Below are 13,651 nucleotides of genomic sequence, written 5' to 3'. Positions count from 1 at the left end.
CGCGATGGGCTTCAACCTGTCCGCCTGGGCGCTGCGCAATCGCCAGATCGTTCTCTACATCATGCTGCTGATGGGCGCGGTCGGCGCGCTGTCCTATTCCAAACTGGGGCAGAGCGAGGACCCGCCGTTCACCTTCAAGGCCATGGTCATCCGCACCCTTTGGCCGGGTGCCAGCGCCGAAGAGGTCTCCCGGCAGGTCACCGAGCGTATCGAGAAGAAACTGATGGAGACCGGTGACTACGAGCGTATCGTCTCGTTCTCCCGTCCCGGCGAGTCGCAGGTGACCTTCATGGCCCGTGACTCGATGCATTCGGATGCAATCCCCGAGCTTTGGTACCAAATACGCAAAAAGGTCGGCGATATCCGCTACACCTTGCCGCCGGATATCCAGGGGCCGTTCTTCAACGACGAGTTCGGCACCACCTTCGGCAACATCTACGCGCTGACTGGCGAAGGCTTCGATTACGCCGTGCTCAAGGACTATGCCGACCGTCTGCAGATCCAGTTGCAGCGGGTCAAGGACGTGGGCAAGGTCGAGCTGGTCGGCCTGCAGGACGAAAAAATCTGGATCGAGCTTTCCAACGTCAAGCTGGCCACCCTCGGCGTGCCGCTTCAGGCAGTGCAGCAGGCGCTGGAAGAGCAGAACGCCATGGCGGCCACCGGCTTCTTCGAAACTACCAGCGACCGGGTACAGCTACGGGTGTCCGGCCGTTTCGCGTCGGTGGAGGAGATTCGCAATTTCCCCATCCGCGTCGGCGACCGCACCTTCCGCCTCGGCGATGTCGCCGACGTCCGCCGCGGCTTCAACGACCCGCCGGCGCCGCGCATGCGCTTTATGGGCGAGGACGCCATCGGCCTGGCGGTTTCGATGAAGGCGGGTGGCGACATCCTGGCCCTGGGCGAGTCCCTTGAGCACGAGTTCGCCCGGTTGCAGGAAACCCTGCCGGTCGGCATGCAATTGCGCAAGGTGTCGGACCAGCCGGCGGCGGTGAAGACCGGCGTAGGCGAGTTCGTCCGGGTGCTGGCCGAGGCGCTGGTCATCGTCTTGCTGGTGAGCTTTTTCTCCCTCGGGCTGCGCACCGGCCTGGTGGTGGCGCTGTCGATCCCGCTGGTGCTGGCGATGACCTTTGCCATCATGAATTACTTCAATATCGGGCTGCACAAGATATCCCTCGGCGCGCTGGTGCTGGCCCTCGGGCTGCTGGTGGATGACGCGATCATTGCGGTGGAGATGATGGCGATCAAGATGGAGCAGGGTTTCGACCGCCTCAAGGCGGCCAGTTATGCCTGGACCAGCACCGCCTTCCCCATGCTCACTGGAACCCTGATCACCGCTGCCGGCTTCCTGCCGATCGCGACGGCAGAGTCCAGTACCGGCGAATACACCCGCTCGATCTTCCAGGTGGTGACCATCTCGCTGCTGGCCTCCTGGGTAGCCGCAGTGGTGTTCGTACCTTACCTCGGCGAGCGGCTGCTGCCGGACCTGGCCAAGCGCCATGCGGAGAAGCATGGTGGCAGCGACAAGGGGCATGATCCTTACTCCACGCCGTTCTATCAGCGCTTCCGGCGGGTGGTGGAGTGGTGCGTCCGGCGGCGCAAGACGGTGCTGTTGCTCACCGTCGGTGCTTTCGTTGCGGCGGTGGTGCTGTTCCGTTTCGTGCCGCAGCAGTTCTTCCCGGCCTCCGGGCGGCTGGAGCTGATGGTCGACCTGAAGCTGGCCGAGGGCGCGTCTCTGGTGGCCACTGAGGCCGAGGTCAAGCGCCTGGAGAAGCTGATCGCCGGGCATGAGGGCGTCGACAACTACGTGGCTTACGTCGGTACCGGCTCGCCGCGCTTCTATCTGCCGCTCGACCAGCAACTGCCGGCGGCCAGCTTCGCCCAGTTCGTCGTGCTGGCGAAGACCGTCGAGGATCGCGAGCGTATCCGCAGTTGGCTGATCAAGACCATGGACGAGGAGTTCCCGACCCTGCGCAGTCGTGTTTCGCGCCTGGAGAACGGTCCGCCGGTGGGCTATCCGATCCAGTTCCGCGTGACCGGCGAGCACATCGAGGAGGTCCGTGCCTTGGCCCGCGAAGTGGAGGCCAAGGTGCGCGAGAATCCCTACGTGGTGAACGTGCACTTGGACTGGGAAGAGCCGAGCAAGGTGGTACGCCTGAACATCGACCAGGAGCGGGCCCGTGCATTGGGCGTCAGCACTGCGGATGTGTCGCGCTTCCTACAGAGCTCCCTGACCGGATCGAGCGTCAGCCAGTATCGCGAAGACAACGAGCTGATCGAAATCCTCCTGCGCGGCACGCCGCGCGAGCGCAACGATCTCACGCTGCTGCAGAGCCTGGCGGTGCCCACCAGCAACGGCCGGAGCGTTGCGCTGTCGCAGATCGCCACCTTCGACTACGGCTTCGAGGAAGGCATCATCTGGCATCGCAACCGTTTGCCCAATGTCACCGTGCGCGCCGATATCTATGGGCCCGAGCAGCCGGCCACGCTGGTCGGCCAGATCCTCCCGACCCTGGAGCCGATCCGCGCCAAACTACCGTCCGGCTACCTGCTGGAGGTGGGCGGTACCCTGGAGGACTCGGCGCGCGGGCAGAAATCGGTGAACGCCGGCCTGCCGTTGTTCGTGGTGGTGGTGCTGACTCTCCTGATGGCACAACTGAAGAGCTTCTCGCGCTCGGCGATGGTCTTCCTCACCGCGCCCCTGGGGCTGATCGGCGTGACCCTGTTCCTCCTGGTGTTCCGCCAGCCGTTCGGTTTCGTCGCGATGCTCGGCACCATCGCCCTGGCCGGCATGATCATGCGCAACTCGGTGATTTTGGTGGATCAGATCGAACAGGACATCGAAGCCGGCCTGGACCGTTGGCACGCCATCATCGAGGCGACGGTACGCCGCTTCCGGCCCATTGTGCTGACGGCGCTGGCCTCGGTGCTGGCGATGATCCCGCTGTCGCGCAGCATCTTCTTCGGCCCCATGGCCGTGGCTATCATGGGCGGCCTGGTGGTTGCCACCGCGCTGACCCTGCTGTTCCTGCCGGCGCTGTATGCCGCCTGGTTCAGGGTGAAGAAGGAAACGTGACGAAGGAGATGTCAGGGATGAACAAGAAGGGGTGGTTGCTGGGATTTTCGCTGGTCTTCACCGTGCTGCCGGTTGGCGCGGTGAAGCTCGACGACACGCGCGAACGCGCCCGGGAAGCGGAGGAGCGCTGTGTGGTCGAGCGGGAAGAGAAGCTGAAACAGGTGCAGGAAGAAAAAATCCGGGAATGCATCTCCGAGGGACGCGAAGCCGAGTGGTGTCGACGCAGTTTCCGGGGTTACGGTTGGGGGCGTCTCGGCGCGGGGGCGAGAGCGCAGAACCTGTTCTACGACCTGCCCAGTTGCGAGGAAGCCTTCCGTCTAAGGAAGCAGATCCAGCCGTGATCTCAGTCCAGGCCATGCCGATTGCGGCTGGCCTGGACGATGCGTTGCGCCGGCACCCGTAGTTGAGCCAACAGGTAGTCGGCGAAGTCCGGGGCATAGCCCTGCTTGCCGATGGCGCGCTCCATGCAGCCCAGCCAGGCCGCGCTCAAGGCCTCGTCGACCGGCCATTGCGCATGGAAAGAAGGAATGGCGATGGGGCCGTACTTCTCGCTGAACAGCTTCGGACCACCGAGCCAGCCACTGAGAAAGCTGGCCAGCTTGTCGCGGCTCGGCGCCAGGTCTTCGGGATGCAGGCGCCGCAAGGCGGTGGCTTCGGGCCATTCGTCCATCTGCCGATAGAACTCGTCGACCAGCCGGCGCAGACCCTCAATACCGCCGGCGGCCCGGTAGGAGGCATCGCCGATGCCATAGACGGGCTGTTCGCTCATCGCATCCAGGCTCCGGTTAGAGCAGGCCGAAGACTTTCTTCGCTAGGCTGGTGGCCGCACCAGCCGGGTTTTGGCGAATGCTTGCCTCTTGCTTGGCGATTACCTCGAAAAGCCCGTTCAGCGCCTGCTCGGTGACGTAGCCCTCGACGCTGGCGCTCTTGGCATCGATGACGCCGAAGGTGGCCGCCTGGCTGGCGAAGGCGTTGTACTGCTGGGCCAGGCCGACCTGATCGGTGGCCTTCTTCACGATTGGCAGGAAGCGTGCGCGTATCTGCTCGCGGCTGGTGCGGTTCAGGTACTGGGTAGCGGCGTCGTTGGGGCCGGACAGGATGCTTTTGGCGTCGGTCACGGTCATCTTTTTCACCGCATCCAGCAGCAGAGCCTGGGCTTCCGGCACCGCCGCTTCGGCGGCCTTGTTCATGCTGGCTTCGAGCTGTTCGACCTGCGCCCCCATACCCATCATCTTCATGGTGCGGGCCGCCTTGCCGAGCTTGCCCGGCAGTTCGATGCGCACTTCGGGATCGTTACTGAACCCGCCGGGTTTGCCGAGTTGCTGCACGGCCACCTTGGCGCCTTGAGCGAGAGCATCCTTAAGACCGCCGCTGGCTTCGGACTGGCTGAGATCGGCGAGCGACAAGGCGAATGCGCTGGCGGAGAGGGTAAGCGTGGCGAGCAGGGTGGTCAGGCGAAGCATGTGGGGTTCCTCGAAAAAGCGTCGGGGCGAGCATAGCGGACGCTGGCGCCGGTGCGAACCGGTGCCAGTCTCAAGAATAGCGACGATGCCTCAGACCACGGCCTCGGCACTGTCCTCGCTACGCTCCATGGTCACCTGGCGGATCGACAGGCGGATTTCCGCGGGCAGCACGCGCTTGGCCGCGCCTTCGGCCAGTTCGCCGAGTTGCGGGTGGTAGCTGAGCTTGCCGGCTTCGTCCTGGCGCAGCACGCCTTGGTCGAGCAGGCTCTGGATGAAGTGGCGGAACAGGCTCTTGTCGAAGAACTCCGGGGCGTTCAGGCCGTGGAGGATCGACAGGCGCTGGGCCATCACGGTGCAGAGATTCTCCAGCTCTTCGGCGGACAGCGCGTTCTGCCCGCCGTTGATCAGCAGGGCGATGGCCATGTAGAAGCGCTGCAGCGTCTGCACGATGGCGCGGGCCAGCAGGGTCAGCAGGACGAACTGCCGCGAGCTGGGCGCCGGGCGCACGAACACGTCGTTCTCGAACTTCAGCAGGCCCTGGTCGACGAACGCGGCCAGCCAGTCGTCGATCACCGCATCCAGCTCTTCCACTTCGTAGCGGATGAACAGTTCCGATTGCAGGTAGGGGTAGAACGCGCGGGTGTAGCGCAGGATCTGCTCACGGCTCATCCGCGCGCTGCTCTGGAAAAAGCTGGCGAGCAGCGCCGGCAGGGCGAAGACGTGGAGGATGTTGTTGCGGTAGTAAGTCATCAGGACGGCGTTCTGCTCGTCCAGATAGAGAATGCGGCCGAGGGCGTCCTTCTGCTCGGCGAGCAGATCCATGCTGCGGACGTACTCGATCAGCGCCTGGCCATCGCCGTCCGGCAGCGTGGAGTGGACCGAGTAGGGCACCCGGCGCAGCAGCGCCAGATAGAGATCCAGCACCCGCGCCAAAGCCTTCTCGTCGAGCGCCAGCTTGCTGGTGGACAGCAGTGCCAGGGCAACCAGGTTGACCGGGTTGACCGCCGCCGCTTCGTTCAGGTGCTGGGCGACACGGTCGGCGAGGCGGTTGGTGGTCTCGTTGAGCCAGGCCGGGCGGTACTGTGGGCCAAGATCCTGTTCGCGCCAGCCGGGCTGTTCGCGGTCGAGGAAGTCGGCCAGCTTGATCGGCTCGCCGAAGTTGACCCAGACCTGGCCGAAGCGCTGCTTGAGGGCGCCGATGACCTTGAAGAGGTCGAAGATCGATTCCTTCTTCTTCGCTGCGCCGCGCAGTTCGCCAAGGTAGGTACGGCCCTCCAGCACCCGCTCGTAGCCGATGTAGACCGGCACGAAGACGATGGGCAGGCGCGAGGAGCGCAGGAAGCTGCGCAAGGTGATGGCGAGCATGCCGGTTTTCGGTTGCAGCATGCGGCCGGTGCGCGAACGGCCGCCTTCGACGAAGTACTCCACCGGGAAGCCGCGGCTGAACAGGGTATAGAGATATTCGTTGAACACTGCGGTATAGAGCGGGTTGCCCTTGAAGGTACGGCGCATGAAGAAGGCGCCGCCCCGGCGCAGCAGGCCGCCGATCACCGGCATGTTCAGGTTGATCCCGGCGGCGATGTGCGGCGGAGTCAGGCCGTTGCGGAACAACAGATAGGACAGCAGCAGGTAATCGATGTGGCTGCGGTGACAGGGCACATAGATCACCTCGTGGCCGTGCACCACGCTCTGCACCTGCTCGATGTGGTTGATCCGAATGCCCTCGTAGAGCTTGTTCCAGAACCACGACAGCACCACTTCGAGGAAACGGATCGCGGTGTAGGCGAAGTCCGAAGCGATCTCGTTGCCGTAGCGCAGGGCCTGGGCTTCGGCCTTTTCCACGGAAATTTTCTCGCGTTCGGCCTCGTCGAGGATGGCTTGGCGAACCAGGGGGGCATGTACCAGCCCTTTCACCAGATTGCGCCGGTGCGACAGATCCGGGCCGATCACGGCGGTCTTCTGGTTGCGGAAATGCACGCGCAGGATGCGGTGAACCATGCGCAGGGTGCGCTCCTCGCCCTTGTCCTGCTCGACCAGCTCGCGCAGGTGAATGGGTGTGGAAAACTGCACGCGGGTCTTGCGGCCGAGGATGAGGATACTCACCAGCCGGCGCAGGCGCCCGGTGACCGCCCAGGTGTCGGCGAACAGCAGTTTCCAGGGGCTGGTCTCGCGATCCGGCGACTGGCCCCAGAACACGCTGACCGGGACGATCTGCGCGTCCTCGACGCTGTGCTGGCCGAGGGCATTGACCAGCCGCACCAGCGTCGGCGAGGCACCGCGCTTGCCCTGGCGGCCGAGCCAGCCGGGCGCCGGAGTCAAATAGAAGAAGGCCGCAGGCTCGATGTGCCCACCCACCGCCACCGGCAGCACCGGACGCGGCAGACCGGCCTTGGTGCATTCCGTATCGACCACCGCGAGGTCGCTGACCGAGGGCTGCTGCAGCACGTAGAACACCGGCTTGCTGCGGTCGAGCTTGAGGGAAAAGGCCGACTGGTTGATGGTTTCCGAGCGCACCCAGAGATACAGCAGGCGGCGCAGGGTACCGAAGGCGAGACGGCGAAACGGGGAGCGGGTCATACGGATCGGGTGACGGTGTCGAGCGAAGCTCGGGGCGGCTAGTGTGCCGTATCCGTCAGTGAGCCGCAAAAAACCTGTAAATCACTGAAAACATTCTGCAACTCGCTTCACGCCGGGCGTCTTGCAATGGCCGCGGGTGCCCCCATATAGTCCGGCGTCGTTGCAGAGGGCCCGTCCGGTGCCGTCCTGGCGAACGGAAGGGTCTTGACCGGAATGGTGAGAGGCCATGATCGAGATCAGTCATCTAAGTAAGCGTTTCGCGCAGCATACCGCGGTGGACAACCTGTCCTTCCGAGTCCAGCAGGGAGAAGTGCTGGGATTCCTCGGCCCGAACGGCGCCGGCAAATCCACCACCATGAAGATGCTCACCGGCTTCCTCGCGCCGACCTCGGGCACTGCCAGCATCCTTGGTTTCGATATCCAGACCCAGACCCTCCAGGCCCAGCGGCAGATCGGCTATCTACCGGAAGGTGCGCCCTGCTACGGCGATATGACGGTGCGCGGCTTCCTCGAATTCATCGCCGAGGTGCGGGGATTCCGGGGTGCCGAGAAGAAGGAGCGGGTCAACAAGGCCGTCGCCCTGGTGGAATTGGAAAAAGTCCTCGAACAATCCATCGAGACGCTGTCCAAGGGCTTCAAACGTCGTGTCGGGCTGGCCCAGGCGATCCTCCACGATCCCAAGGTGCTGATCCTCGACGAACCCACCGATGGCCTCGACCCCAACCAGAAACATCAGGTCCGCCAGCTCATCCAGAGCCTGGCCAAGGACAAGATCGTCATCATCTCCACCCATATCCTCGAAGAAGTGACCGCCGTCTGCACCCGCGCGGTGGTGATCGCCGGCGGGCGGCTGGTGGCCGACAGCACGCCCTTCGAACTGGAGAGCCGTTCGCGCTATCACCAGGCGGTGACCCTGGTGGCCGAGGATGCGCTGGACGCCGCGGCGCTGGCGGCATTGCCGGGCGTGGCAGGCATCGAAGAGAGCGGCATCGCCAACAGCTTGACGGTGCTGGCCAAGCCGGGCGAGGTGATCTTCCCGCAGGTCAACGATCTGATCCGCGAGCGCGGCTGGAAAATCAAGGAATTGGACGTGGAGCGTGGGCGCCTCGATGAGGTGTTCCGCACCCTGACCCGGGGAGAAGCGGCATGAAACAGCTACCCGTCGTCTTCAAGCGCGAGTTGGCGAGCTACTTCGCGACCCCGCTGGCCTATGTGTTCATCGTCATCTTCCTGGTGCTGTCCGGGGTGTTCACCTTCTACCTGGGCGGCTTCTACGAGCGCGGCCAGGCCGACCTGTCGCCGTTCTTCAATTTCCATCCCTGGCTCTACCTGTTCCTGGTGCCGGCCATCGCCATGCGCCTCTGGGCGGAGGAGCGCAAATCCGGCTCCATCGAGTTGCTGATGACGCTACCGATCACCCGCTTCGAGGCGGTTACCGGCAAGTTCCTTGCCGCCTGGGCGTTTGCCGGCATCGCACTGCTGCTTACTTTCCCCATGGTGATCACGGTCAACTACCTGGGCGAGCCGGACAACGGCGCCATCGTCACCGCCTACATCGGTAGCTGGCTGCTGGCCGGTTCGTACCTGGCGATCGGCTCCTGCATGTCGGCGCTGGCGAAGAACCAGGTGATCGCCTTCATCCTGGCGGTGAGCGTGTGTTTCCTGTTCATCGTCAGCGGATTCCCGCTGGTGCTGGACGCGTTCAACGCCTGGGCACCGCAGTGGCTGCTCGATGCGGTGTCGTCGCTGAGCTTTCTGATCCGCTTCGATGCCATCAGCAAGGGCGTGATCGATCTGCGCGACCTGCTCTATTTCGTCACCCTGATCGCCGCCTGGCTGGCTGCCACGGCGGTGGTGGTCGATCTGAAGAAGGCTGACTGAACATGAAGAGACTCCTGTATTCCGGCGCCGGGCTATTGCTGATCGCCCTGGCCTTCCTCGCCTTCAACATGGTGTCCAGCCTGGCGTTCACCGATGCGCGGCTGGACCTGACCGAGCAGAAGCTCTACACCATTTCCGACGGTACCCGGCGCATCCTCGATGAGCTGGACGAGCCGATCAACCTGTACTTCTTCTACTCCGACAAGACCGCCAAGGACCTGGTGACCCTGCGCAACTACGCCAAGCGCGTGGAAGAGATGCTCAAGGCCTACGAGCGTGCCGCCGACGGCAAGATCAAACTGCATATCGTCGATCCCGAGCCGTTCTCGGAAGACGAAGACAAGGCGGCGGAGTTCGGCCTGCAGGCGGTACCGCTGAACCAGGGCGGCGAGCAGGTCTACTTTGGCCTGGCCGGGACCAACAGCCTGGACGGCGTGCAGATCATTCCGTTCTTCCCAATGGACCAGGAAGAGTTCCTCGAATATGAGATCAGCCGCCTGGTGCAGAGCCTGGCCAAGCCCGACCGGCCGGTGGTGGGAGTGTTGTCCGGCCTGCAGATGAACGGTGGCTTCGACATGATGAGCCGTCAGCCGACACCACCGTGGATGCTGATGGAAGAAGTGCGCCAGTTGTTCAAGATCGAAAGCCTGAAAAACGATATCGACCAAATCCCGGAAGATGTTTCCGTGCTCTGGCTGGTGCATCCGAAGCAACTGCCGCAGCAGACCCTTTACGCCATCGACCAGTTCGTCCTGCGCGGCGGCAAGCTGCTGGTGTTCGTCGATCCGTACAGCGAAGCGGACAACGGCATGGAGATGCCCGGCGAGATGGCCGGCGACAAATCCTCCGACCTGGAGCCTCTGTTCAAGGCCTGGGGGCTGCGCTTGATGCCTGGCAAGGTGCTCGGCGACGGCTCCTACGCCATGGCCGTAAGCATGGGGCAGGGCCAGCGCCCGGTACGCCATGCGGCCTGGTTGAACCTGCCGCAGAAGGCCCTCGACCAGAATGACGTCAGCACCTCGGGCCTGGAGACTGTCACGGTCGCCACGGCCGGCATCCTGGAGCCGGTGGAGGGAGCCCAGACCCACTTCACCCCGCTGATCCAGAGCTCCGAATACGCCATGCCGTTCGACGCCCAGCGTTTCGCCATGTTGAGCAACCCCGAGGAGCTGATCCGCGAGCTGAACCCCACCGGCGAGCGCTATGCGATTGCCGCACGCGTCAGCGGTCCTGCGAAGAGCGCCTTTCCAGACGGCATCGAAGGCCGCAAGGACGGGCTCAAGGAGGCGGCCAACATCAACGTGATCGCGGTGGCCGACACCGACCTGCTGACCGATCGCATGTGGGTGCAGGTGCAGGACTTCTTCGGCCAGCGCATCCCGCAGCCTTGGGCGGATAACGCCGGTTTCGCCATCAACGCGCTGGATAATCTGGCCGGCTCGGACGCGCTGATCAGCGTGCGTTCCCGTGGCCGTTTCACCCGGCCCTTCACCGTGGTGGAAGCCTTGCAGCGCGACGCCGAGGTCAAGTTCCGCGAGAAGGAGCAGGTCCTGCAGCAGCGCCTCGCCGATACCGAACAGAAGCTGGCCGCCCTGCAGCGCAGTGACGACCCGGCCAAGGTGCTGGAATTGACGCCGGAACAGCAGACCACGTTGCAGCAGTTCCTCCAGGAAAAGGTTCGTATCCGGAAGGAGCTGCGCGAGGTGCGTTACCAGTTGAATGCGGATATCGAGAAGCTGGGCCGCACCCTGAAGTTCGTCAATATCGCACTGGTGCCCCTCGTGCTGACGCTTGCCGTGTTGGCCCTCTGGGTGTGGCGCCGCCGCCGTCAGGCTTGAGGAGGAATCCATGAGTCGTAGAAGTCTGTCGTTCCTGGCCTTGCTGGCCGCCGCGCTGTTGATCGCCTTCTTCTGGCTGCAGCGCGAACCGCAGCCGGTGGCTACCGCCCAGGAACCGTTGTTGCCGATGTTGCAAGGCAAGTTCAACGAGGTCAGTGCCATCGAGGTACAGCGTCCCGGCCAGCCGCTGGTGCGTCTGGCACGCAAGGACGGCGCCTGGGTGGTGCCGGCTAAGTCGGACTACCCGGCCGCCGGGCAACCGTTGGCCGAGCTGCTGCGTGCCTTGAACGAGGCTCGCAAGGTCGAGGCGAAGACCCGCAACCCCGAGTTCCACGGCCGCCTCGGTGTGGCTGAGCAGGGCAAGGAGGACGAGCAGGCCATTCGGGTGACGTTGGAGCGCGGCACCGGTGAGCCGGTGCGCCTGCTGATCGGCAAGGCGGCTCCCCAGGGACGTGGCCAGATGGTGCGTCTGGCCGGCGACCCGCAGGTGTGGATGGTCAACCAGAGCATCGAGATGCCGGCCAACGAGCTGGCCTGGCTCGACCGGCGGGTGACGGTGATCCCCTTCGGCGACATCCGCGAGTTCGACCTGCGCCATGCCGGTGGCGAACAGCTGACGCTGTTCCGCGAGAGCAAGGACGAGCCCAACCTCAAGGTCCGGCAGATGCCGCAGGGCCAGCGGCTGGCCTACGAGGCGGTTGCCAACGGTATGGTCATGCCGCTCTCTCGCCTGGACTTCGCCGAAGCCGCCCCGCTGACCCAAGTGCAGTTCAAGGGCAAGCCGGAATTGGAGTTCACGCTCGCCACCTTTGCCGGCGGACGGCTCAAGGGCGCCGTTTATGCACAGGGCGGAGAGCACTGGCTGACGTTGCCGGAACGCGAAGGTCTGTCCGAGACGGAGGTACCCGCGAAGGCGGATTGGACCTACCGTCTGGAGCCTTATCAGTACCAGGCGATGGCGAAGAAGTTGAAGGATTTGTTACCCGAAAAGACCCCTTGAAATGCTTGGAGGCCCCGTGCCACGGGGCTTTTGGGTGTCCGGAAAAAATTGCTTTTCACTCGCAGGTCTTGCTTTATACTTCGGTGGCGGTCGATTTAAGAACGCGATTCGAATACCCGCTCCATGCTCTCTTCGGCCGGGGTTGGATATAACAAGAAGAACGTTTTTGCCGAACCGTCGAGGTCCTCAACTCTGGGGGCAATCAAAAAATTGCGAGTTGGAGAATGTGGTAATGGCTGATCGTGAGGTCGGAACCGTCAAGTGGTTCAATGATGCCAAAGGCTATGGATTCATTCAGCGCGAAAGCGGCCCGGACGTGTTCGTTCACTACCGCGCCATCCGTGGCGAAGGTCACCGCTCCCTGGTCGAAGGCCAGAAGGTCGAATTCTCGGTGATCCAAGGTCAGAAAGGCCTGCAGGCGGAAGACGTCGCCAGAATGTGAGACCTCAACAAAAGGCCCATCCTACGATGGGCCTTTTGTTTTAACAGGCATTACCCGGCGCTTCGTCATGCGAAGCTTGTCCGCCTCGCGCCTGTTTCTCGTAACGCCGGACCGTTCGGGACCGGTCGCAGGGTTTGTGCGGGCTTTTCAGTGCACCGTTCAGGTGCGCCAGATGATCTCTTTCTCGCCGTCGGCATTGACGCTTAGCCAGCGGTCGGCCTGCTCTTCGCCTTCTTCTTCGTTCCAGCCGCCCGGCGCGCAGCGGATTTCCACGCCCAGCGCGGCGAAGGCCGCTTTCGCACAGACCAGGTCATCCGCCCAGGGTGTGGCGTCGCTTTCCAGGTAGAGGCTGTGCCATTTGCCCACGGCGTTAGGCAGCCAGGTCACCGGAATGCCATCGGCCTCACACTTGAACGTCTGCCCCTTGCGCTGCCAGGGCGTGCAGGGACCGAGCGCTTCGCTCAGCCAGCGAGTGACGTCTTCTTGATCGGCATCCTTCAGGTAGATCTCGATATCCGGTTGACGCATGCGGGTTTCCTGATGGGCTGTAGGTTCTGACAGGCGCGGGCTCAGGCCAGTCGTTCGATCCAATCGTAGCGTATGGACACCCGCACCTCGAACGGCTCGGCGATCACCGCGGCGCGCCGTTCGGCGCTGGCCCGCCAGCCGTGGGGCGTCATCGCCAGCAGGTCGGCGCGAACCTCCGGGTTGTCGAGCGCCAGGATGAAGTCGAGTGTTTCGCTGTGGGCGAGGCGCATGCCGTCGGGAATCTGGGACAGGTGCTTGGTGTCGTCGTAGTCGCGGACTTCATCGTACAGGCGGGCGCGCAGCTCGAGCAGGTGCTCGCGGGTCGGGCCCATGCGCAGCAGGCCTCCGCCCGGTGCCAGCAGGCGCTGGGCCTCTTGCCAGTCCAGCGGGCTGAACACGCTGGCGATTAGGTCGCAGCAGGCGTCGGCCAGCGGGACGCGGGCCATGCTCGCCACCAGCCAGGAAAGTTGCGGTGCCCGGCGACAGGCGCGTTTCACCGCCTCGCGTGAGATATCCAGCGCGTAGCCTTCGGCCTCCGGCAGCGCTTGGGCAATTTGCGCGGTGTAGTAGCCTTCGCCGCAGCCAATATCCAGCCAGCGCCGCGGTGCGCGCTCGGCGGCCAGTTCGGTGAGGCGCGCAGCCAGCGGCGCGTAGTGCCCGCCGTCGAGGAAGCGGCGCCGGGCTTCGACCATGGTGCTGTTGTCGCCCGGGTCGCGGCTCTTCTTGTGCTGCACCGGCAGCAGATTCAGATAACCCTGGCGAGCACGGTCGAAACGGTGGCCGGCCGGGCAGGCCACGCCGTTTTCGACCGGGCTCAGCGGCGCTTGGCAGAGAGGGCAGATGAGCATG

12 protein-coding genes are annotated in these 13,651 nt (G+C 64.0%); 7 read left to right on the top strand and 5 right to left on the bottom strand.

From position 1 onward, the window contains the following. Window positions 1-4 precede the first annotated feature (4 nt). Together BZL41_RS24605 and BZL41_RS24600 are read left to right on the top strand one after the other, a co-directional pair. Window positions 5-3,073: an efflux RND transporter permease subunit gene (locus tag BZL41_RS24605; protein ID WP_095601690.1), complete on the top strand. Its 3,069-nt coding sequence runs from the start codon at window positions 5-7 to the stop codon at window positions 3,071-3,073. Between the two features lie 17 nt (window positions 3,074-3,090). Continuing rightward, on the top strand, window positions 3,091-3,414 hold the full coding sequence (locus BZL41_RS24600) for a hypothetical protein (RefSeq protein ID WP_095601689.1): 324 nt from the start codon (window positions 3,091-3,093) through the stop codon (window positions 3,412-3,414). A gap of 2 nt (window positions 3,415-3,416) precedes the next feature. Here the strand turns inward: BZL41_RS24600 and BZL41_RS24595 are convergent, their stop codons facing one another. The 3 genes from BZL41_RS24595 to plsB form a co-directional block, all read right to left on the bottom strand. After that, window positions 3,417-3,842, bottom strand: a complete 426-nt coding sequence (locus BZL41_RS24595) for a group II truncated hemoglobin (RefSeq protein WP_095601688.1) — start codon at window positions 3,840-3,842, stop codon at window positions 3,417-3,419. Between the two features lie 16 nt (window positions 3,843-3,858). Next, window positions 3,859-4,536, bottom strand: coding sequence for a DUF4197 domain-containing protein (locus BZL41_RS24590; protein ID WP_095601687.1), 678 nt, complete (start codon window positions 4,534-4,536; stop codon window positions 3,859-3,861). A gap of 90 nt (window positions 4,537-4,626) precedes the next feature. Further along, a complete protein-coding gene (plsB, locus tag BZL41_RS24585) occupies window positions 4,627-7,113 on the bottom strand; it encodes a glycerol-3-phosphate 1-O-acyltransferase PlsB (protein WP_095601686.1) in 2,487 nt (828 codons plus the stop codon). A 226-nt stretch (window positions 7,114-7,339) separates the two neighbouring features. Between plsB and BZL41_RS24580 the strand changes: the two genes are divergently transcribed. From BZL41_RS24580 to BZL41_RS24560, 5 genes are all read left to right on the top strand, one after another. Next, window positions 7,340-8,263, top strand: a complete 924-nt coding sequence (locus BZL41_RS24580; protein WP_095601685.1) for an ABC transporter ATP-binding protein — start codon at window positions 7,340-7,342, stop codon at window positions 8,261-8,263. Then, window positions 8,260-8,994, top strand: a complete 735-nt coding sequence (locus BZL41_RS24575; RefSeq protein WP_095601684.1) for an ABC transporter permease subunit — start codon at window positions 8,260-8,262, stop codon at window positions 8,992-8,994. Before BZL41_RS24580 ends, BZL41_RS24575 begins: the two co-directional genes overlap by 4 nt. 2 nt (window positions 8,995-8,996) lie before the next feature. Then, window positions 8,997-10,832, top strand: coding sequence for a Gldg family protein (locus BZL41_RS24570; RefSeq protein ID WP_095601683.1), 1,836 nt, complete (start codon window positions 8,997-8,999; stop codon window positions 10,830-10,832). 10 nt (window positions 10,833-10,842) lie between these two features. After that, the gene (locus BZL41_RS24565) at window positions 10,843-11,832 is read left to right on the top strand and encodes a DUF4340 domain-containing protein (RefSeq protein WP_095601682.1); all 990 of its coding nucleotides are present in this window, start codon (window positions 10,843-10,845) and stop codon (window positions 11,830-11,832) included. A 232-nt stretch (window positions 11,833-12,064) separates the two neighbouring features. Next, the gene (locus tag BZL41_RS24560) at window positions 12,065-12,274 is read left to right on the top strand and encodes a cold-shock protein (protein WP_084336820.1); all 210 of its coding nucleotides are present in this window, start codon (window positions 12,065-12,067) and stop codon (window positions 12,272-12,274) included. A gap of 159 nt (window positions 12,275-12,433) precedes the next feature. On the opposite strand, the gene BZL41_RS24555 is transcribed toward BZL41_RS24560, so the two are convergent. Continuing rightward, window positions 12,434-12,802, bottom strand: coding sequence for a hypothetical protein (locus BZL41_RS24555; RefSeq protein WP_095601681.1), 369 nt, complete (start codon window positions 12,800-12,802; stop codon window positions 12,434-12,436). 41 nt (window positions 12,803-12,843) lie between these two features. Beyond that, the gene (locus BZL41_RS24550; RefSeq protein WP_095601680.1) at window positions 12,844-13,650 is read right to left on the bottom strand and encodes a putative RNA methyltransferase; all 807 of its coding nucleotides are present in this window, start codon (window positions 13,648-13,650) and stop codon (window positions 12,844-12,846) included. Between the last annotated feature and the right edge of the window lies 1 nt (window position 13,651).

Origin of the sequence: Pseudomonas sp. PIC25, from assembly GCF_002286785.1 — a bacterium.
In the GTDB taxonomy this organism is placed as follows: Bacteria; Pseudomonadota; Gammaproteobacteria; order Pseudomonadales; family Pseudomonadaceae; genus Pseudomonas_M.
The sequence above is the reverse complement of the archived record's forward strand: the minus strand, read 5'-3'. Positions and strand labels throughout refer to the sequence as shown.